Raw genomic sequence first — 19,320 nt, 5'->3', positions numbered from 1 at the left:
GCGGCAGGGCGCCTGTCTGGCGACATTCCAGGGTCTATACTGAGTTTGTCCCTTCAGTCAGCTGCGCTCTTGAATACCGACCAGGCCACCAGGCAGAACACTTGAAATATTCCATATTCGCCGTTGCGCTGCTCTGCCTACTGCTCGGCACGCCGGTCAGGGCCGAGTCGTACCTGGTCGTCACCGAAGAGTGGGCGCCGTACAACTATCTGGAAAACAATCAACTGACGGGCATGACCACGGAAATCGTCCGGGCCATCATGACGTTGACCGCAGACGACTTCCCCATCGAAGTGCTGCCCAGCATGCGCAGTTCACGGGTCTTGAAGACCCGGCCGAAGACCATCCTGTATTCCATGTTCCGTACCGCCGAACGCGAACCGCTGTACAAGTGGGTCGGGCCCATCGTCGAGGAATCCATTTACCCCTATCAACTGGCCAGTGCACAGCAACCGGTCAATACACTGGAGCAACTGTTGCAGGCGCCCCAGATCACCACACGCAATGCCGGCCTGATTCCCGAAGTGCTGCAATCACGCGGCTTCAGGAATCTGGACAAGAGCGCCACCGGAAGCCTGCAGCTCTACCGCATGCTCCTGGCCGGGCGAACGGAGATCATCGTCGGCGATACCCCGGCGGGCATGGCTTACTACAGCCGTCAGTTGAAAATCCCGCCTGGCCTGTTGCGGCAGGTGCCTGTCGAACTCTATCGATCCTCGCTGTACATCGCCTTCAGCCGCGACTCGGATGACAGCGTCGTCGCCGCCTGGGCCCGCGCCCTGGAGCAACTGCGCCGCTCGGGCGAGCTGGAGCGCATCCAGCGCCGGTACGCCCAGCCCAGGTAGTCACCGCGTACCGTCGAGCCTGCGCATCGGCTCATCGTGCTTCGGCAAGCCTCATGAAACCGGGTCGCGGGACAAGTGATCGACAAGTCGATGCAGTCGCGGACGGCGACGTTTCTCGAATCGGCGGCTCGCCACAGTCAGGCTGAAGACTTCTCGGTGCCTTCGAAAGTCAGGGAAAGGTCCGGGTATCGGGCGCAGATGAAGTCCACGAATGCGCGAACCTTGGGGGGCGCAAGACGCCTGGAGGTATGCAAGACCCAAAGCGCCGGTTCGGCGCCCACCATCGTGCCCCACTGAACCAACTCGCCACGGGCAAGCTGGTTCCAGGCGATGGATTGTGGAATGAGCGCTGCACCGCCACCGGCCACAGCGGCATCCCGGACCATCAAGAAGGAGGAGAATCGCATGTTCGGGTTCGGCTCCAGGACCAACTGCCCACCATCGAGAACCCACTGGGTGGGCTGGAAGGTCGAGGTCACGATGCCGGGAACCACCCTGACGTCCCCGGGCATGGGCTTGGGTATGCCCGGCGCGGCCACGACCACCAACCGGTCCCTGGCGAAGCAGCGGCCGACCAGATTGCTGTCCGGACTCGGGTTGATCCGGATGGCGACATCGAATTGCTCCTCCACCAGATCCACCTTCCGATCTTCCGCCACGACTTCAATCTCGACCTGCGGGTAGGCCCTACAGAATTGCGCTCCGATGTGTCCCATCGCGAGCTGGGAGAACAGCACGGGGGCCGCGACCCGCAAGCGGCCACGAGGTGTCGAAACGCCTTCCCGAGCTGCCGTCATGGCTTCGGCCACTTCACCCAGTGGCCCCTCGGCCCGAGCCATAAGGCCCTGGCCGGCTTCGGTGAGTTTCAGGCCGCGGGCGCTACGCTCGATCAGCCGCACCCCCAGTTGCTCTTCAAGCTCCGCAATACGCCGCGACAGGGTGGCCTTGGGGATACCGCTCGCGCGGCTGGCCTTCCCCAACCCCTCATGGGTGGCGACCAGAAAGAAATCCAGCAACGCATTCAGGTTCATGGTGTTCCGTTTTTGAAACGAGGTGTCTGGATTCTGCCGTCTTCGTTTTTCAAGTGCAACGGAATACCTTCTGCACATCGAACTTGTTTCGAAGCGTCCAGAGCAGCGCCGTCAACGCGGCTCCACTGACCCACTACAGGAGCGTCAAAAATGAGCATTCTCGTCATCGGTGCCACGGGCACCATCGGTTCACTCGTCACCCAGGGCCTGGCCAACGCGAACGTCGAGGTCAAGGCCCTCGTGCGCCAAGCGGGCAAACGGGCGTTCCCGGCCGGCGTCACCGAAGTCGTCGCCGACCTCACTGATGTCGCATCGATGCGCACCGCGCTGTCGTCAGTGCGTACGCTGTTCCTGCTCAATGCCGTGACGCCCGATGAGGTCACCCAGGCCCTCGTTACACTGAACCTCGCTCGCGAGGCCGGCATCGAGCGCATCGTCTACCTGTCGGTGATTCACGCCGACACGTTCAGCAATGTCCCGCATTTCACCGGCAAATATACGGTCGAGCGCATGATCGAGCGTCTCGACATCCCCGCCACCATCCTGCGACCGGCGTATTTCATGCAGAACGATCGCATGGTCCAACAGACGATCCAGGACTATTCGGTGTACCCGATGCCCATCGGTGCGGCGGGCGTCTGCATGATCGATGCGCGGGATATCGCCGACGTCGCCGTGGCCGAGCTGTTGCGCCGCGACAAGGCCGCTGCCGCGCTGGATAGGCTCACGCTGGAGTTGATCGGGCCGCAAGCGCTTACCGGTGCTAGCGTGGCGAATATCTGGAGCGCCGTGCTGGGTCGCGAAGTCGCTTATGGAGGGGATGACGTGGTCGCTTTCGAAGGGCAACTGGCGTCACACGGGCCCGCCTGGCTGGCCTATGACATGCGCTTGATGATGGAGGGAATCCAGGCAGACGGCATGCGGGCAGCCGAAGGGACGGTGGAACGACTCCAGACCCTTATCGGCCACCCGCTGCGCACCTATGAAGATTTCGTGCGCCAGGCAGTTGCCGGGGTCTGAATGGCGGTGCCAAAGGAGGCGGTTCAGCCTCCTTTGGGCATGATGAGTTGATCGCCTTCTACGCCCGTCAATCCCCCGGCAGCACCCTGTCAATTTAGTTTTTCACGATGACCTGGTCGGCAACCAACACAAAAGTATCGGCCCGACATAAACCGTTCATCGTCGTTACACAGTCATAGTGTCCGAAGGTCATCAGGAATAAACAACAGGCGCTACCCAGGCCTTATCGAGCCGGGTATCGAGTGCATTGTCAATCGCTCAATAAAGCGTATTGGCGACACGCTCCGGCAGGGCCTTGTCGTAAGCATCGCCATCAACCTTGGCAGGACAGATGCGTTTGAACACTTCGCCTGCCGAGGGCAAGGCGCTGCGCTCGACCTGTCGTTCCCTATCCCATAACCCTGCCCTGACCACCGCCCTGCTGCACTGGAAATAGACGCTGGAAACGGTGACTTCCAGAACGGTCCGAGGGCGCTGCCCTTTCACCTCGAACCGGGCCAGCAGCCCGGGCTCGACCGATATCCTGGCCGTACCGTTCACCCGCAAGGTTTCCCCCACGCCCGGCACCAGGAAAAGCAGCGCGACCCGGGGATCCTCGACAATATTTCGCAGCGAATCGATACGGTTGTTGCCGCGCCGGTCGGGCAGATACAGCGTCTTGCTGTCATGGACATGAACGAATCCCGGCGCGTCGCCCCTCGGGGATGCATCCAGCCCGCCGGGCCCCGAGGAAGCGAGGATCACGAAGCAAGCCGCTTCGATGAAGGGCTGGTAGACCGGATGGATATGGTCGACTTCCTTGAGCAGCGAGGGCGTCGCGACGGCGCCATAGAGGCTTTCCAGCGCTTGTGTCGTGGTGATGTAGGCGCTGCTGTCGTTGTCGCGTTCCATGCTTGTCTCCGTTGCAGGTATTTGAAAAATCGTCTTCAGGTGACTGACCAGACCATTGCACAGCGGCTGCCCGGAGCGTATCCGCGTTGGTATTCGGCGCTCAACAGGGCCGCCAGTCGCGGCTGCAGGTCTTGGGTGGCTTGAGCCTGGAAACCCATGCGGGCATAAAACGGGGCATTCCAGGGCACGTCGATGAATGTCGTGAGGGTGACCAGATGCAGCCCGTTGGAGCGGGCATGCTCCTGGGCAACCTCTATCAGACGCCGCCCCACGCCCCGGCCCTGCCAGGGCCGCGCGACGGATATCTCATGGATATGAAGAGCCTCGCCGTAGCGCTCGGCACTGAGAAACCCTTGCGGCGCGCTTTCGTCATCGAGGGCGACCCAGCATGTCGATAGCGCAATGAGCTGGCGATGTCGCTCGACGGACATCGGCGGCGACTGCGCCACCCAGCTCAACTCATCAATGCTTCCGAACGCCAGGGCGGCGGACGCCTCGATGGCGGGCAGGTGTTGTGCGTCGTCCGCAACGGCGACACGAACAGTCACAGGCATAGGTTCCCTCGGTTCTGTGAATGGACCGGCCCGATCAAGAGCCTGGCAGGCCGCGCCCATTCGATGGCGCAGCCTGCGCAAGCATCAGCGCAATGACCCTCGTGGTCAATGCGCCTCCCCCATCAGCCCGGCCACCGCTTTCTTCAGAAAGCCCAGGCAGCGCTCATCCAGCCAGGTGCCTTCGGCGAGGCTGGGCTCCTGTTGCATGGCATCGCGGATCTTCTGGTGGGTGCTCGGATCGTCCCCGGCATAACCCCGGAACAGGGCGAGCCAGCGCGCAGCCAGTGCCCGCCCCTGCTCTCCATCCGGCATGGCGCCGGCGTCCAGAGCATTGCGCAAGTCCATCAGCAACGGCGGCCACCCCTGCATCTGGCGTCCATAGTGCTGGCGCATGAAAGCGAACTCCTCGGCCGAGAGGTAACGGGCGAACACGCAAAGCTTGCTCTCGGCGAAGGCCTCCAGCAGATAAGCCACCACCTGCGGCGACACCCCCAATTGCTGCTGAAACAGAGGCTCCTGGGCGTGCATACTGCTGAGCCTGAGCAGCCAGTCGGGATTGGCGTCGGTGTCACGCTCCAGGGTGCACATCCAGCGTCGGGCAAGCTGCTGGGCGGCTTCGCTGCTGGGCGGGGTACCAGCTTCATGAAGCGCATTGGCCTCGGCGGCCAGTTCCAGCCACTGCGTGCGCAGGGCGCCATCGGCCTGATAGAACGGCAGGTGGTCGAGTTGGTCTTGGGTGAAATAGCGGTCGTACATGAACATCATCTCCAACGTGGTCAGCCAGTCGTCCAGCTCCGGCGCCTCCCCCGCCACGAGCCGCGTCTTGAGCAAGCTCAGCCGATTGCGCAAATGCGTCTGCTGCGCGATCAGGCGGTCGATGGCGCTGATCTGCCGCTCGAGGGTGGGAACGAGCGCGAGGTCCGGATCGTCGATTGCCGCGCCGATCTCTGCCAGCGACATGCCGAGCTCGCGCAGCGCCTGGATCTGGTGCAGGCGAGCGATGTCGTTACGGTTGTAGAGGCGGTAGCCGGCGTCGGTGCGGGTCGAAGGACGCAGCAGTCCGATGCTGTCGTAGTAATGAAAGGTCCGCACGGTCAATCCCGTGCGCCTGGCCAGTTCACCTACTCGAAGCAACATCGTTTCAACTCCTGTTTCCTTAGACGACGCCCATGCTGCGGCCTCACGTTGCGTGAGGGTCAAGCCCCGGGTGGACGACCCTCAGGGCTTGGAACGCATCCGGCCGCGGATCGCCATGTACAGGCAACCCCAGGCAATGAAGCCAATGACCACGCCTTCGACGAGACCCACCAGCAGGTTCAAGGAAAAACTGAACGGCTGCTCAGCCCAGTGGAACGTCGTCGAGCCCGTTCGAAAACCACTGACGCGCAGCCGTCCGGTAAAAATGGCCGGCACCAAGGTCATGACGTTAGTCAGTTCCAGCACCGCAAAGAAGGCGCCCAACAGCGTGAGCAAGGCTCGTGCGGGCAAGCCCAGTTTCTCGATTGGCTCAGGCGCAGCAGCGTCGCCCTTTTCCCGGCGCTGACGGGCTGCCCTTACTGCCTTGCCGCTGCTAGGGGCCGGAGTTGGCCTGTAGGGCACCTTCACAACCGGCGCCGCCCCCTCGACGACCTCGTTGGGCAACGCCACGCCCAGGTAGTCGGCCAGCTCCCGCAGCCACACGTCCGTGCGCTGACTGCCCGGCACCACCGGAACGTTGTCGGTGGTCAGGCGATGCGCGGTGCCATCGCGCAGTATCAGCCACAGCTGGGTGCGAGCTCGCTCAACCTGCGGGGAGCGACGCAGTTCGAGGGATTTGGCAGCGTCGATCCGGAAGGCCGATTGCACACGCTCGCGGCGCCCGAAAAAGTTACGGGTCAGGCGCTTGCCTTCGCCGTCGACCCGCGACAACACCAACGTTTCGTGGACGCCGGTGTACACCACCAGCAGCAGGCCAAGGGCAGGAATCAGCAGCCACAGCAGCACCATCAATAGAGCGGACAGTGGGTGCACCTCAGCCATCGACGAGGCCCCATCAACCATCACGAACACGGCAAACGCCATCGGCAAGATAAAGGCCAACGCCCCTATCACCCATACGACCAAGCTCTGCACCACGTTGCGCGAATGGATGTGCAAGTCACCCTGCGCGGTGCGCTCGAACCGATGTCCTATCAACATGCATGCCTCCTGGTGCGTTGTTTTGCAGACCGTTCGAGGGGCTGGGAGACGATCGGAACGCCTCGGGCCGGGATGGTGTTTCAGGGGGCGGAGAATACCCGATGTCGGGAGGGCTCAGGGGTCGGGTGGGGTTTTCTCCGGCGTGAGCAATTGGTCCTACGGAAATGGATCACGTCGATTGGTTTCCTTGGAGAATTCTCATGATTCCTACGAAGGCGTCGGAATCTCTCACCTTGTTCGTCTTGTGGGCGCAAATCTATAGTCAGTCCCGTCGCCAACCATGGTGATCAGGTTTGGCGACCTGCGTATCGGATAAGCCCTCTAACCAAATGGAGCAATCCCATGCAGAGATACATCCCCATCACCGGCATCGACTGCACCCCCGCCTCCTTACTCATCGATACCGAAGCCCCGCTAGATGTCCTACACGCGACAGCCGATTACCGCATTCGTGTGGTGACCCAGGTACTGGAAAACATCGCGTTTCGCTCCGAGATTACAAGCGATACGGTGGTGCTTTCGGATTTCGCGCAGCTTTTGGTGATTCCGTTGCGGGATGGGTGTGATTTGCTGGAGGTGATTGGGCGGCGGCTTCAGGAACAGGTTGGACGTTAAGGGATTATGGGCGCTTAAGGCGCCCGTTTTGGATTTGACAGGGAGTGGCTGGCGAACAGTTGACCTGTAGCCGACGATACGCACGAGGCTGAGGAGAATCGATGTACACAGTGACCGTCGTTAGCGAACGACCCGACTTCAGGTGCTTCCTGGATATGCTATATGGCCCTGGGCGAAACGTAGACACAGAGGGTAATTCATACCCTGTGAACAACCGCTCCTGGACATGCCTGTATGTGAAAGACAGGGAGAGCGATGACCCTTGCATAGAAATCCAAGCGAGCGAGGTAGATGGCTCTAGGTTTACCGTGCAGTCCGACTCGTCGAGGCTGGAGGCGCTGTGTGCGTTGTACCTGTACCTGACCTGTGGTGGGGCGATTTCCTCTTCAGATCAGGCGCTTGATAAATCTGCCATCGAGATGTTGTGCAACAGATATTCCGTCGAGCTCAGCCGAGCCCATGGCTCTATTTGGCATCAGTCGACAGATGAAGCGCCTTATCCACAGGAGTGAACGACGGCTTGTTTCGAAAAACGGGACAGATTTATTATCAAAAAAATAAGTCTGTACCGTATTTCCCAAGCTAAACAAAGTGGTCAACCAACCTCTGAGCTCGCCTTCAGGACACGCATTATTTCCACGACCACAGGCTTCGTGTATTTCGCACCGGCATCAGTCCCCGGTGGGTCTTCACTGCGTAACCACTCACCTTCATCGAATGCTTGGTAAAGCGAAAAGGCGGGCTGTGGCATGACTCCAGTGACGCTCAGGTCAACTATCGCATTTATGATCCCGTTCATGACTACATCACAAAATGCGTAGGTAAGCGACCCATCCAGATAGCATTCCGCAACCGCAATGGATAGTTCGTTCAGGACGTCTGTGGGGGCAACGCAGTACCTTTCACAAATAGGGACAATCTCGCTCAGCGCCAAACCCTCCGCTTCCGCCGTCACCGCCAGCCTATTGAGTTCATTCATTGGTAAAACGCTGATCATAAATGTTGTCCGGATGAATACGATGGTAGCTGCTGCGTCATTGTAAAACGTCCGATTATTAGGATTGTGCGCACAACGCCGGCATCATCCAACGCCTTTCTTATCATTGCATCGGGTCGGTCAATCTTTGCTGGATCCAAAGCCTGCTATGGGTCGGTAGCTGCTGCTCAGTGAAGGTGTAAATCCTCAAGATCAAGCCGAAGCTTCTTCGCCTTCTGCCTCGTAAAGGCTTCGCAACGGAGCCTGGCCGGTAAGTTTGTGTGGTTTGAAATGGTCACAGAACACTTGACCCGGTCGCTGTTGCTCGAAGCCCCTCGGCTCCACAGCCGGACGAACTCTCCATAAGCAGCACGTTCGATCTACAACGAAAAAAGAAGACAGATTTATTATCAGAGAAAAGTCTGTCCCATTTTTTCCGGATCTACTGCCGCATAGATAGACCTCCATCCAAGATCAGGCGCCTATCAGAAAAGCTATCGCTCTACAGCGACACATTTGATCTCCACGAGAAGGCCGGGGCGAGCCAGTTCACTGACACCTATGCATGTCCATGCACATGTGCTCCTGGGAAAGACCTCATCCTTTACGCGTCTGAAAATCGGCATGTGGCGGTGCATATCGACGTGATAGGTTGTCATTTCGACGACATCTTCAAATTCGCAACCGCCGGCTTTCAAGACGATCCGGAGATTTTCCCATGCAGCCAAAAACTGCTGTTCGGGGTCTTCGATAACTGATAAGTCCGGCGTCCGGCCTACCTGACCAGCGCAGTAAAGGGTTTTTCCTACCTTTACCGCTGGTGCATAACCAGCCTGCTCGCAGAGCAATCTCATGGCATCTGGAACAATGATCTGACGATCAGTCATGGTTGTGGAGCCCAAAATAAACGGATACGCAAGCTAACCCAAGTGCCAGAGCGGCGTCCACACGGGCCACTCCGCATTAATGAATCCAATCTGGCAGGTGCGTCGATCCGCTTAACTTTCAATAAAGCTTCGTCTCGCTATGAGAAGTGAGGCGGTTGCGGGAGCGACGCGATCATTCGATCAAAGGCCTCCACCGAACACCTTCGATCAACGTTTTTCAAGGTGGGCATTTCTGAAGGAAAGCCAAATCGCACGGTTCCGGGAAGCACTTCACTCATGGCTGAATACCAAGTCAGCAGAGCGTGTTGCAGGCGTACGTGTAACTCGAATCTACTCCGGCGCCGGGTCGTGTCCGCTTTGGCTCGCTCGCGGGCGAGCTGAGGTTCTATGCAGCCAATGATGTAATGGTCAGCGAAGCCAATACGGCCTTGTGAAATAGTTTCTCTTGTGGCGTCCAACTCTGTTCGCCAGTCTTGTTCGCTCGCCTCGCCGATCTGCCAAAGGCTCCAGATATAGTGGAGCTTGAGAGGATCACTGTCACACAAAGCCCACGAAGAAATCTCTTCCATGGCCAGCGCCGCTTGCCAGCGGTCCACGTTTCGCTCTGCCCAAAAAGCGGCTGCTCCCGCCGGATCCAGCTTTCGATCCGGCTCGTTTTCAAAACGGCCGTTTTCAGGAATGACATGCGGCCCCCCATGCTTGGTGCACCACGTGGTTTTCCCGCTGGCGCTGATACCTTCAACAACCAAAATCATCGTTATGGCTACTTCCTGATTGCATCATCCCTGTGAGCCTTAAAGAACTGGGGCTTACTTGGTCCTCTTTTTCCTTCGCGTGCTGACTGGATGAGACACATATTCACTGCCGCCCGTTTGCCGCTGAGCAGTGGTCCAGCATCGCGTCTGCGCAAGCCCAACTTGCTCATATTTCAGTACTTGCCTGGAAGAAGAAAATCTACCTCGTATATCCCCCTTGCCGCGCGGACAATGGCAGGGTGTGCGACTGGCCTCACGTGACTCAGCTCCCAGGCTAACCAGCCCTCTTCAAAATAGCTTGCACAGGCTGCTTCCATGTCAGCCAGGAGGAAAGGACGCACGACTTTAACGCGCACGATTGCGACAGCGATACCGTCAGCATCTTCGTCTCCGTCGGCGTGGAGAAATCGTTTGTTTTCGACAATCAGCAGATCCTCGGCGGGATCTAGATCTGGATGCCAACGACGAACTTCAAGTGTTTTCTCGCCAGAAGCGATTCGACCGCCACTGGGTCGAACTATTGATAAGGCTCTGATGGATCTCTCCTGAAAGTCAGCGTACGACTGAACCGTTTTTCGAAAGGGATAACGTGAAGCTGGGACAAGCCACGATTTTGAGTTCACCCGCGAAAAAGGAAACAGATTTTTTATCAGAAAAACAAATCTGTTTCTTTTTCCAGAATACCGTCCGAATAGAAGCAGCAAAGCTTGGCGCGAGGTGCAGGTAGCGAAGTATATTGTTCTCAAAAGGCACAGGGGTCGGCGGATGTTTGAGCCCCCTCCCCCGGCGCCGAGTGATCGAGCGCCAGGGGAGTCGGCGGCAGAGGCGTCAATTGGTACAGCCCGTCCCTATAACCTGGTACTCCATGATGTGCCGATCGCCTCTGGAGTCGTCGTAAGTCATCTGCACCGGCACTACATCGCAGATATTGGGTATCGGCGTCATCGCCACAATGTGCGCGATATCCAGTTTCTGAGCGTATTGATAGGGCTCGACTGTAACTTGCGCAGCCCGAGTATCCTGTTCATCGGCCATGGCGACAGAGCCAAGGCAGGCCAGGAATAAGACGAGTAACCGTTTCATAGCAATCATCTGTAATGAGGGCGTGAGAAGGCCAAAGCACTCAATTTGTGCTCAGTCGTAATAAAGGTTTCGGGTGTAGCCCGGTCGCCGCCAGACGCCGGGCTGACTTGCATCAGAAGGGCTTGGTAGGCAGGTACTTGCCGTCCAGGGTGATCACGGCGCGATGGCCGCCCTCCGGATCTTCGACTTTCTTGATGTCCAGCTTGAAGTTGATGGCACTGATGATGCCGTCGCCGAACTTTTCGTGAACCAGAGCTTTGAGGGTGGTGCCGTATACCGAGATCATCTCGTAGAAACGGTAGATGGTCGGGTCGGACGGTACGCCGTCAAAAAAGCTGCCGCGAATTGGCATCGATTGCAGCAAGGCGATCTGATCGGCATCGAGGTCGAGTTTCCTGCCCACGACATTGGCGGCGCTGGCAGGCAGCGGATGCTGGCCGAGCAAGGCAGCAGTGACGAAGGCTTCGGACAAGCCGGTGCCGTCAACGATCTCGGCGAAGGACAGGTCTTTGCGAGCCTTGGCCAGAATGATGGTTTCAGTCAGCTCCTGGCGAGCGGTGCGGGTGGCTTGAGTCTGGATCATGGCGTATCTCCTGGGTTAGCAACGGTGCAGGTACAGGCTTCAGGCAACGTGCCTGGCTTGTTGGGAAACGGCGTGAACTTCGGGGTTCTCGGCGAGGGACACGAAGATCCCGGTACGGCCATCGAAGGCGTCGATACGCCCGCTCTCGATGTCATAGACCCAACCATGCAGGGTCAGGCGGCCTTCTTCGAGAGCCAGGCGAACGGATGGGTGTGTCTGGATGTTGGCCAACTGCGCGATGACGTTTTCGCGCACCATTGAGGCTACTTTGCTCGGCAGATCCGGGTGTTTGCGGGCTTCGTTGACGACCTTGGCCGAGTCGGCGTAACGGAGCCATCCGGCGACGGCAGGCATGTGATCCAGGCACTTGCAGGTGGCCACGGCGGTCATCGCGCCGCAGTCTGAGTGGCCGCATACCACGATGTCTGCGACCTGAAGTGCGGCGACTGCGTATTCAACGGAGGCCGAAACGCCGCCCGGCTCCGGCCCATACGACGGCACGATATTGCCGGCATTTCGAATGACAAACAGATCGCCTGGCTCGCGCTGGGTGACCAGCTCCGGCACCAAGCGGCTATCAGAACAGGAGATGAACAGCGCTCTCGGGTTCTGCTGAGTGGCCAGGTCCTTGAACAGTTTGGCCCGCTCAGGGAAGGCGTTTTTTTGGAATTTCAGAAAACCGTCGATGATCGCTTTCATGGTTGCTGTCTCAATGTCGCGGGTGTGAAACAAAGACTAAGCAACGCATTACATAAGGTAAAAGTCTCATTTATTATGAGATTGATCAGATTACTTTATGGCCAAATCCATGCTTGCTCGACATGTCCAATATTTCCTCGCGGTGGCGGAACATCTCAGTTTTACGAAGGCCGCGGCGGCGCTGCACGTCTCTCAGCCGGCCCTTTCGCAGCAAGTGAGGCAGTTGGAAGAAAGCCTTGGAGCCCAGTTGTTCGACCGCTCAGGACGCAGCACCCGTCTGACTGACGCGGGGGACGTCTATCTTCTGTATGCGCGCCGTGCTTATCAGCAACTGCGGGAGGCCAAAAGCGCCATCCATGATGTGAGCGACCTCACCCGCGGCTCATTGCGCCTGGCCGTGACGCCGACGTTCACGACCTATCTGGTAGGGCCGGTAATCGAAGCATTTCACTCCCGGTACCCTGGAATCACCCTCAATCTGAGGGAGATTTCCCAGGAGCGCATTGAGGAGCTGCTTTTGGCAGGCGAGTTGGACGCCGGAATCGCGTTCGATGAAATAAATACACCGAGCATTGATGCCATCCCCTTGCTGAACGAAACCCTTGCCTTGGTGGTAAGTCGCAAACACCGCTTGGCCGAGGAGCCGTCCATTGGATTGCAGGACCTGAATGCTGAGTCCCTGATTCTGCTCAGTCCAGAGTTTGCAACCCGCGAACAAATCGACCGCTACTTCCGCACACACGCGATTCACCCTCACGTGCAGATGGAGGCCAATGCCCTCGGCGCCGTGATCGAAATTGTTCGCAGGACCAATCTATCGACTTTATTGCCTGCCAAAATCGCGTTGGCCCATGATGATCTGGTGGCTATCGCACTGGAGCCCGAGCGCTTGCAACGCACCGCCGTCCTGATGCGGCGCAAGGATGCCTTTCAGAGCGCAGCGATGCGAGTTTTCATCGAAGTGGCTAAAGAGGTAGCCGTTCAACTGAACGTGTAATACCTGTGCTCGTCGAGCTTGACGGGGCTGAGCCGAGCCTGTGGCGTGTAATAGCAGGCTTGTGGAAAACGACAGACTGCCCCTTTTTACGGAGCGCTGCCGTGTGCACGAAGATAGGCTCGGATGCCGCGATTGCAGTGGCGGTTTCTGGCTGACTCCAGCCGACGACAGAGGCCGCAAATGCAGCCTCTCGGAGCGTCTGGCAAAACCGCCTTTCGCATAATCACACAACTTGCGACGGCGCCTCGTTAATCGCCGGCAACCTCAGAAATCAACAGTAGCCGACACCTTCAGCATACGCGGCGCCCCTTGGGTCAGATAACCACCATTGGCCGAGGCCCAGTAGTTCTCGTCGGCGACGTTCTCCAGCATCGCGTTGAAGGTCAGCGCGCGGCCATCCATCTTTGTTCGATAGCGTGCGCCCAGGTCGACGCGGGTCCAGGCGGGGATGCTGTATTCGTTGGCGCTGTCTACGAACTGGCCGCCGGTGCGCAGTAGCAGGCCGTTCAGGCTCACCCCGGGCAAGCCGGGCACATCCCAGTCGGCGCCCAGATTGAACTGGAATTTGGGCACCCCCACCGCCTGGTTGCCATCGTCGCGCCCGCCAGCGGTGCCGCGCAGTTCGGCTTTGGTCCAGGTGGCGCCGCTCAGCAGGCGCAGGCCGTCCAGCGGTTCGCCGAACAGGCTCAATTCCACGCCGCGATTGCGCTGCTCGGCATCCACCCGGTAGTAGCCGTCGCCGCCGAGCACGCCTTGCGGCTGCTCGATGCGGAACAGGCTGAGGCTGCCGCCGAAGGTGCCCCAGTCGAGCTTGGCGCCCACCTCGGTCTGCTTGGAGCGATAAGGCGCGAACATCTCGCCGTTGTTGAGTGCGGCGGCAGGCGCAGTCGGGCCCTGTTGCAGAGACTCGACGCGGTTGGCATAGAGCGACAGGTACTCGGTGGGTTTGATCACCAGGCCATAGGCCGGCGTGGTGATACTTTCCTGATAGTTGGAGGTGCGGGCACCGCTGGCCGCGTTCCAGGCATCGGCGCCGATGGACTGGCGGCGTACGCCCAGGGTCAGCAGCACGCGATCGTCGAGCAAGCCCAGGGTGTCGGACACCGCCAGGCTACGGTTCTGCACCTTGGCGGTGGTGTCCGGGTCGTGGATATCGCCGGAGACGCTGGTGGCCGGCGGCTCGGCCACGGGCTGGCCCTCATACAGGTTGCCGAAGCCACGACTGCCCGCCGCGGTGGACTCGAACGCGTTGCGTTTCTCTTGCCAGATGCCATTGGCGGCCAGGTTGATGCGGTGGCTGACCGGCCCGGTGGCGAGTTCGCCGCGCAGCCCGGTGACAGCGCTGAGGGTTTCCTGGTCCAGCGGCGAATAGAGGCGGCCGATACGGGCGTCGCCATTCGCGCCATAGACGTAGTTGGAGGCGTAGACACCGTTCTCCCGCGTGTATTTGCCGCCAGCGCTCAGGTAGGCCGTCCAACTGGGCGAGAGGTCATACTCGGCGCTGAACATGCCATAGGTGTCTTCGAGCTGCGACCAGCTCCAGGGTTGCGCGTAGTTGTGGTCGGAGTCCGGTGCCGACGGCGTCTTGCCATTGAGCCGGCTGGTCGGCCCCGTCGTGGTCAGGTAGACCACCGAGCGCCCTTCGTTGACCCGCTGCTTCTGGTAACCGAAGTCCGCAGACAGGCGCAGACGGTCACCGCGGTAGTCCAGACCGAGGGTGGCCAGGCTGAAGCGCGAGTGTTCATCGTCCACCGCGGTCTCGCCCTCGCGCTGGGCCAGGTTCACCCGCACGCCGAAGCGGTTGTCCTCGCCGAAGCGCTGGCCCAGGTCGAGGTGGCCGCCTACCCGGCTGTCGCTGGCATAGTCCAGGGTGGCGCTGCGCGTGGGGGTGTCCTGGGCACGCTTGGAGACCACGTTGATCGCCCCGCCGACACCGCTGCCCGACGGCGATACGCCATTGACGAAGGCGTTGGCCCCCTTGAATACCTCGACCCGCTCGACCGACTCGGTGGAGATGATCTGGCGCGGCAGAATGCCGTAGAGCCCGTTGAAGGCAATGTCGTCGCTGAACAGCTGGAACCCGCGCACGACGAACACCTGGGAGAAGTTGCCGAAACCGAACGACTGACGCACGCCCGGATCGCTGGCCAGCACATCGGCCAGGGTCTGCGCCTGGCGCTTCTCGATCAACTCGGAGGTGTAGCTGGAGAAAGCGAAGGGCACATCTTGCATGTCCTGGTTGCCCAGCACACCGATGCGCGCACCCCGCGCCGCCTCCCCGCCGGCGTACTCGGCCGGCAGGTCGACACGACCTTCGGTGATTCCATTGATGGTGGTCGAACCCAGCTCCAACACGCCCTGCTCGGGCAGCGGCACCAGCGTGATGGTGCCGTCGCCGCCGGCCTGGAAGGTCAGGCCGCTGCCCTCCAGCAACCGCTGCAGACCGTCGACCACCGAATAATCGCCCTTGAGTGCCGGCACCATGCCGCTGCCACGGGTCAGGCCGGCGTCATAGAGCAGCCGTACATTGGCCTGCTCGGCGAAGTCGGTGAGCGCCGAGTCGAGGCGCTGGGCCGGCACGTCGAGCTCGACGGCCTGCGCCTGTGCGGCAGTAATGGCCAGGGGGAGAACGGCTAGCGCCGCGAGGAAGGAAGTCGACCGCATGCTGATGTCCTTGGCTATCAATACGAAGAAGTCGCATTTGCAGGAACGGAAGACGAAGGCGGCAATGATTTCTGAACCATCGCCGCCCAAATATTTTCTTTTTTCTTGAAGGTACAGGCGCGGCGCGGGTCTCAGCGACGTGACGCGACCAGGATCAACCCCGGCAGGCGCACCAGGCGCACAGGCAAGGTGGTTTCCACAGCGCTCAATACCGCCTGCGGATCGTCAAGGGCGAACACGCCGGTCACCTGTAGGCGGCGAGCGGCGTCATCGACAAACAGCACCCGCGCAGACTGGCTGCGCTCGAGTTCGGCGAACACTTGCTCCAGGGGCCGGTCGCGGAACACCAGTTTGCCGCGCTGCCAGCCCAGGCGCTGGCGCGCATCCAGTGCTTGCGGCGCCTGCAGCGCCCCGCCGCGCCACTGCACCTGCTGCCCGCCGACCACGGGCCGCGGCTCGCCGCCCGCGCTGGAGGCCAGCACTCGGCCCTCGCTGACTGCGAGGTCGACACCGCCCTCCTCCAGACGCACATCGAAGCGCGTGCCGGTGACGCGGATGCGCGCCTCGCCGGCACTGACCATGAACGGCCGGGCCGGGTCATGGGCGACCTGGAAATCCGCCTCGCCACGGTACAGCCTGACCTCGCGACGACCGTCGACAAACTGCCAGTCCAGCGCCGAATCGCCGTTGAGGGTCAACAGCGAACCATCGGCCAGACGCACCTCGCGCACCTCGCCCGGCTGGGTGCTGATGTCGGCATACAGGCCAATCCAGGTGCCGCGCGGCAGCCACAGGGCGAGCAACAGCATCGCGGCGCAGGCCAGCGGAGCCGCCCACAGTCGACGACGACGCAGCACGCGCACCTGAGGCTGCTCGGCCGAACGTTCTATCTGGCCGAGCAACGACCACAGCCCTTCCACCTCCCGCAATGCCTGCTCGTGCTCGGGCGCCGCCTGGCGCCAGGCCTGCGCGGCAGCGCGATCGGCAGCGGTGGCGCGGCCGGAGTGCAGCAGCACCTGCCACTGTCGGGCCTGGTCGAGAAGCGAAGGATGATTCACGGCTGCGGGTCCATCTGCTGCTGGCAGTGTTCGAGGGCCTTCAGGATATAGCGTCCGGCCATACTTTCCGAGACACCCAGGCGCTCGCCGATCTCACGCTGGGTCAGCCCGTCCAGGCGATTCCACAACAACGCCTGGCGCAGGTGCGGGGGCAAACCCTCGACCACGCGCTGCAATCGCTCCAGGCGCTGGGCGTCGCTTGCCGCTCGCTCCGGACCCGGCTGGGCACTGACCAATTCGATGGATATCTGCTCCTCGACCGGGCGGGATTTTTGCTGGCGGCGGTAGTCGATGATCAGGTTGCGCGCGATGCGGTAGAGAAACGCGCGAAGATTGCCGATTTCCGTCCCGGACTCGCGCCGACGAAAGCGCAACCAGGTTTCCTGGCGCAGGTCGGCCGCCAGCTCTTCACACTTCACCTGACGTGTGAGAAAGCGCAGCAGTTCGTTCGAATGGCTCTCGAACTGGCCGTCGGCGGAATGAGGATCGGATGGCCAGGACACGCATGCGACTCTAGCAAGGAAGAATCGCGAGAGTATATCAAATGATAATGACTTTCAATTAGTCAGAACTTGCGGCATCCGTCCCCTTGATGGGTGTAAAAACGGGGCGACCCAAGGTCGGATGGGGAGCAAGCCCTGAGGGCAGCCACTCGGTCAAAGTCTGGTCAGAAAGGGCGAGCAGTGCACGATCTGATCCAGCAGACCTACGTCGATTAGACGGTGATATGCCAATTGATCGTCAGGTACCGCTATCAGGTTGTAAGCATGTCCAAGAGCTCTTTCAATGTTTCAATGGAGCGCTCCGCTGGTGCTATGTTCGCGGGCCACGGATGGAATCCACTCAACCAGACGGCAAGCATTCCGGCGGCTGTGGCACCCAGGTAATCATTCTGCGGGTGATCCCCCACAAACCAGCAATGCTCGGGACGGGCCCCCAATGCCTTCGCTCCCTGATGGAATATTTCAGGCGCCGGTTTCGAAACACCCCACGTTTCAGAGCAAATCATCGTCTCAATGGCATCCCCGAAGGGCAGTGCCTTCAGGGTCTGCCGTCGCGAATGCTCGGCGCCATTGGAGATGACACCGATGGCAATTCCCTTGCGACGAAGCGCTTGAATCATCGCGCCAGCGCCTGGCATTTCAACCGCAGCGCTCGGAAAGTGATTGATCCAATGGGTGATCAATCGCTTGGGATCGATTGGCCCGCGCCACTTCAACTCCTGAGCCAACGTGTACCCAACCGCCTCACGGATGGAAGAGTATTCAGACTCCGGTCGCAGATACCCACCGTTATCGGTGCGTGCGATCAGATGGGAGATCCGACGGGGGTCCACTCCCGAGATTTCACCCTTGAACTCATCCAGAAATCGCTCAACGTAGCGGTCAATGCTGAGCGCACGATGGGTCAGCGTGTTGTCCAGATCGAACAGAATAGCTTTCGGTGCCAAGCTCCCTCCTAGCGATCACGATGCTGATGAAAAAATCCTCACGCTATCATCAAATCCAGATTCTCCACCGCCGCGCCAGCGGCCCCCTTCCCGAGATTGTCGAATACCGCCGCCAACAGAACCTGTCCCGTCTCGTCATTTTCACACACCACTAAACGCAAACCGTCAGTCCCGTTGAGGGCCTGGGGGTCAAGGTATGTCAGCTCCTTAGCCTCTTGCATCGACATGACCTGTACAGAGGGGGCGTCGGCGTAGTGCTGCATCAGGCAGGCATGCAACCGCATCGCATCCACGCCTGGCGCCAGCAAGCGAAGTTGCAACGGGATGGTCAGCACGATGCCCTGGCGAAAAACCCCGTAGGCCGGTACGAACATCGGCCGCTCCGTCAAACCGCTGTGCTGCTGTATTTCCGGAATATGTTTGTGCGCCAACCCCAGACCGTAGACCTGGAACGCGGGAGCCTGCGATGCGCCCTCACCCTCATACTCTTGTACGCCGACGCGCCCTTTTCCGGAATAGCCCGACACGGCGTGAATGCTCATCGGGTAGTCCGTGGGCAGCAGCCCAGCCTCCAGCAATGGACGCAGCAGCCCTATCGCTCCCGTGGGATAGCAACCGGGGTTGCTGACCCGCCGCGCCGTGGCGATTCGTCTGGCCTGCTGCGCGTTCATCTGCGCGAAACCGTAGACCCAGTCTGGATGGGTACGGTGCGCGGAGCTTGCGTCGATCACCCGTACAGCGGGGTTTCTGATGCTCGCTACCGCGTCGCGTGCAGCCGGGTCGGGCAAGCAAAGAATGGCGATGTCGCAGTCGTTGATGATTTCAGCGCGGCGTTGCGGATCCTTGCGATGTTCGGAGCTGAGCGTGACAAGCCGCAGATCGGTCCGCCCGCTTAAACGCTGATGGATTTGCAACCCGGTGGTGCCTTGGTCGCCGTCGATGAACAGGTGAGGAATCGCCATGGAAAGCTCCCGGACACAGGAAATCAGGAGATTCCATCTTCAGGGAACGGCTAAGATTGTAAAAGTTGAATT

Annotated in this window: 21 protein-coding genes; 4 read left to right on the top strand and 17 right to left on the bottom strand. The window is 60.2% G+C overall.

The annotated features are described in order from the left end of the window. Positions 1-101 precede the first annotated feature (101 nt). A complete protein-coding gene (locus tag BW992_RS17680) occupies positions 102-845 on the top strand; it encodes a substrate-binding periplasmic protein (RefSeq protein ID WP_072399105.1) in 744 nt (247 codons plus the stop codon). A 137-nt stretch (positions 846-982) separates the two neighbouring features. Here BW992_RS17680 and BW992_RS17675 read toward each other — a convergent pair whose 3' ends face one another. After that, positions 983-1,876 (bottom strand): LysR family transcriptional regulator, encoded by an 894-nt coding sequence (locus BW992_RS17675; RefSeq protein ID WP_072458382.1) that lies wholly within the window; start codon positions 1,874-1,876, stop codon positions 983-985. A gap of 150 nt (positions 1,877-2,026) precedes the next feature. Between BW992_RS17675 and BW992_RS17670 the strand changes: the two genes are divergently transcribed. After that, the gene (locus tag BW992_RS17670) at positions 2,027-2,896 is read left to right on the top strand and encodes an NmrA family NAD(P)-binding protein (RefSeq protein WP_076406834.1); all 870 of its coding nucleotides are present in this window, start codon (positions 2,027-2,029) and stop codon (positions 2,894-2,896) included. 258 nt (positions 2,897-3,154) lie between these two features. Here the strand turns inward: BW992_RS17670 and BW992_RS17665 are convergent, their stop codons facing one another. The 4 genes from BW992_RS17665 to BW992_RS17650 all read right to left on the bottom strand — a co-directional run bounded on the left by BW992_RS17665 (position 3,155) and on the right by BW992_RS17650 (position 6,519). After that, complete coding sequence (locus BW992_RS17665; protein ID WP_072399113.1) at positions 3,155-3,787, bottom strand: pyridoxamine 5'-phosphate oxidase family protein; 633 nt, start codon at positions 3,785-3,787, stop codon at positions 3,155-3,157. A 35-nt stretch (positions 3,788-3,822) separates the two neighbouring features. Further along, positions 3,823-4,341, bottom strand: a complete 519-nt coding sequence (locus BW992_RS17660; RefSeq protein ID WP_072430603.1) for a GNAT family N-acetyltransferase — start codon at positions 4,339-4,341, stop codon at positions 3,823-3,825. A 105-nt stretch (positions 4,342-4,446) separates the two neighbouring features. After that, positions 4,447-5,478, bottom strand: a complete 1,032-nt coding sequence (locus BW992_RS17655; protein ID WP_072399116.1) for a MerR family transcriptional regulator — start codon at positions 5,476-5,478, stop codon at positions 4,447-4,449. Positions 5,479-5,559: 81 nt separating this feature from the next. Beyond that, positions 5,560-6,519 carry a hypothetical protein gene (locus tag BW992_RS17650; RefSeq protein WP_072399118.1) on the bottom strand — a complete coding sequence of 320 codons (960 nt, stop codon included), beginning with the start codon at positions 6,517-6,519 and terminating at the stop codon, positions 5,560-5,562. Between the two features lie 342 nt (positions 6,520-6,861). Between BW992_RS17650 and BW992_RS17645 the strand changes: the two genes are divergently transcribed. Next, positions 6,862-7,134, top strand: a complete 273-nt coding sequence (locus BW992_RS17645) for a hypothetical protein (protein ID WP_076406833.1) — start codon at positions 6,862-6,864, stop codon at positions 7,132-7,134. Between the two features lie 595 nt (positions 7,135-7,729). Here BW992_RS17645 and BW992_RS17635 read toward each other — a convergent pair. The 7 genes from BW992_RS17635 to BW992_RS17605 all read right to left on the bottom strand — a co-directional run bounded on the left by BW992_RS17635 (position 7,730) and on the right by BW992_RS17605 (position 12,117). Continuing rightward, positions 7,730-8,131: a hypothetical protein gene (locus tag BW992_RS17635; protein WP_076406832.1), complete on the bottom strand. Its 402-nt coding sequence runs from the start codon at positions 8,129-8,131 to the stop codon at positions 7,730-7,732. Positions 8,132-8,604: 473 nt separating this feature from the next. Beyond that, a complete protein-coding gene (locus BW992_RS17630) occupies positions 8,605-8,997 on the bottom strand; it encodes a RidA family protein (RefSeq protein WP_072430609.1) in 393 nt (130 codons plus the stop codon). A gap of 137 nt (positions 8,998-9,134) precedes the next feature. Next, entirely contained in the window at positions 9,135-9,752 is a 618-nt protein-coding gene (locus tag BW992_RS17625; RefSeq protein WP_072430610.1) for a hypothetical protein, read from the bottom strand. Between the two features lie 173 nt (positions 9,753-9,925). Then, positions 9,926-10,375, bottom strand: coding sequence for an ASCH domain-containing protein (locus BW992_RS17620; RefSeq protein WP_231991135.1), 450 nt, complete (start codon positions 10,373-10,375; stop codon positions 9,926-9,928). Between the two features lie 205 nt (positions 10,376-10,580). Next, positions 10,581-10,835, bottom strand: a complete 255-nt coding sequence (locus tag BW992_RS17615) for a DUF2790 domain-containing protein (RefSeq protein ID WP_072399126.1) — start codon at positions 10,833-10,835, stop codon at positions 10,581-10,583. 112 nt (positions 10,836-10,947) lie between these two features. Beyond that, a complete protein-coding gene (gene cynS / locus BW992_RS17610) occupies positions 10,948-11,418 on the bottom strand; it encodes a cyanase (protein WP_063320589.1) in 471 nt (156 codons plus the stop codon). A 39-nt stretch (positions 11,419-11,457) separates the two neighbouring features. After that, positions 11,458-12,117, bottom strand: a complete 660-nt coding sequence (locus BW992_RS17605; RefSeq protein ID WP_076406831.1) for a carbonic anhydrase — start codon at positions 12,115-12,117, stop codon at positions 11,458-11,460. 109 nt (positions 12,118-12,226) lie between these two features. Between BW992_RS17605 and cynR the strand changes: the two genes are divergently transcribed. Next, positions 12,227-13,114, top strand: a complete 888-nt coding sequence (gene cynR / locus BW992_RS17600; protein WP_076407355.1) for a transcriptional regulator CynR — start codon at positions 12,227-12,229, stop codon at positions 13,112-13,114. A 264-nt stretch (positions 13,115-13,378) separates the two neighbouring features. On the opposite strand, the gene BW992_RS17595 is transcribed toward cynR, so the two are convergent. The 5 genes from BW992_RS17595 to argC form a co-directional block, all read right to left on the bottom strand. Further along, positions 13,379-15,778 (bottom strand): TonB-dependent receptor, encoded by a 2,400-nt coding sequence (locus BW992_RS17595; RefSeq protein ID WP_076407354.1) that lies wholly within the window; start codon positions 15,776-15,778, stop codon positions 13,379-13,381. A gap of 131 nt (positions 15,779-15,909) precedes the next feature. Beyond that, a complete protein-coding gene (locus tag BW992_RS17590) occupies positions 15,910-16,836 on the bottom strand; it encodes a FecR family protein (RefSeq protein WP_076406830.1) in 927 nt (308 codons plus the stop codon). Continuing rightward, on the bottom strand, positions 16,833-17,339 hold the full coding sequence (locus BW992_RS17585) for an RNA polymerase sigma factor (protein ID WP_072399132.1): 507 nt from the start codon (positions 17,337-17,339) through the stop codon (positions 16,833-16,835). The genes BW992_RS17590 and BW992_RS17585 overlap by 4 nt, the downstream gene beginning before the upstream one ends. Before the next feature lie 251 nt (positions 17,340-17,590). Further along, complete coding sequence (locus tag BW992_RS17580; protein ID WP_072458361.1) at positions 17,591-18,286, bottom strand: HAD family hydrolase; 696 nt, start codon at positions 18,284-18,286, stop codon at positions 17,591-17,593. Between the two features lie 38 nt (positions 18,287-18,324). Beyond that, a complete protein-coding gene (gene argC / locus BW992_RS17575; RefSeq protein ID WP_072393060.1) occupies positions 18,325-19,248 on the bottom strand; it encodes an N-acetyl-gamma-glutamyl-phosphate reductase in 924 nt (307 codons plus the stop codon). Positions 19,249-19,320 lie beyond the last annotated feature (72 nt).

The organism is Pseudomonas sp. 7SR1 (assembly GCF_900156465.1).
Taxonomy (GTDB): domain Bacteria; phylum Pseudomonadota; class Gammaproteobacteria; order Pseudomonadales; family Pseudomonadaceae; genus Aquipseudomonas.
Note: the sequence above shows the minus strand (reverse complement) of the source record. Positions and strands in the feature narration are given on the sequence as shown.

Excerpts from the sequence above, each read along its gene's own strand:
- BW992_RS17675 (WP_072458382.1), bottom strand. The coding sequence starts at position 1,876 with ATGAACCTGAATGCGTTGCTGGATTTCTTTCTGGTCGCCACCCATGAG.
- BW992_RS17670 (WP_076406834.1), top strand. The coding sequence starts at position 2,027 with ATGAGCATTCTCGTCATCGGTGCCACGGGCACCATCGGTTCACTCGTC.
- BW992_RS17665 (WP_072399113.1), bottom strand. The coding sequence starts at position 3,787 with ATGGAACGCGACAACGACAGCAGCGCCTACATCACCACGACACAAGCG.
- BW992_RS17660 (WP_072430603.1), bottom strand. The coding sequence starts at position 4,341 with ATGCCTGTGACTGTTCGTGTCGCCGTTGCGGACGACGCACAACACCTG.
- BW992_RS17655 (WP_072399116.1), bottom strand. The coding sequence starts at position 5,478 with ATGTTGCTTCGAGTAGGTGAACTGGCCAGGCGCACGGGATTGACCGTG.
- BW992_RS17650 (WP_072399118.1), bottom strand. The coding sequence starts at position 6,519 with ATGTTGATAGGACATCGGTTCGAGCGCACCGCGCAGGGTGACTTGCAC.
- BW992_RS17645 (WP_076406833.1), top strand. The coding sequence starts at position 6,862 with ATGCAGAGATACATCCCCATCACCGGCATCGACTGCACCCCCGCCTCC.
- BW992_RS17635 (WP_076406832.1), bottom strand. The coding sequence starts at position 8,131 with ATGATCAGCGTTTTACCAATGAATGAACTCAATAGGCTGGCGGTGACG.
- BW992_RS17630 (WP_072430609.1), bottom strand. The coding sequence starts at position 8,997 with ATGACTGATCGTCAGATCATTGTTCCAGATGCCATGAGATTGCTCTGC.
- BW992_RS17625 (WP_072430610.1), bottom strand. The coding sequence starts at position 9,752 with ATGATTTTGGTTGTTGAAGGTATCAGCGCCAGCGGGAAAACCACGTGG.
- BW992_RS17615 (WP_072399126.1), bottom strand. The coding sequence starts at position 10,835 with ATGAAACGGTTACTCGTCTTATTCCTGGCCTGCCTTGGCTCTGTCGCC.
- cynS (WP_063320589.1), bottom strand. The coding sequence starts at position 11,418 with ATGATCCAGACTCAAGCCACCCGCACCGCTCGCCAGGAGCTGACTGAA.
- BW992_RS17605 (WP_076406831.1), bottom strand. The coding sequence starts at position 12,117 with ATGAAAGCGATCATCGACGGTTTTCTGAAATTCCAAAAAAACGCCTTC.
- cynR (WP_076407355.1), top strand. The coding sequence starts at position 12,227 with ATGCTTGCTCGACATGTCCAATATTTCCTCGCGGTGGCGGAACATCTC.
- BW992_RS17595 (WP_076407354.1), bottom strand. The coding sequence starts at position 15,778 with ATGCGGTCGACTTCCTTCCTCGCGGCGCTAGCCGTTCTCCCCCTGGCC.
- argC (WP_072393060.1), bottom strand. The coding sequence starts at position 19,248 with ATGGCGATTCCTCACCTGTTCATCGACGGCGACCAAGGCACCACCGGG.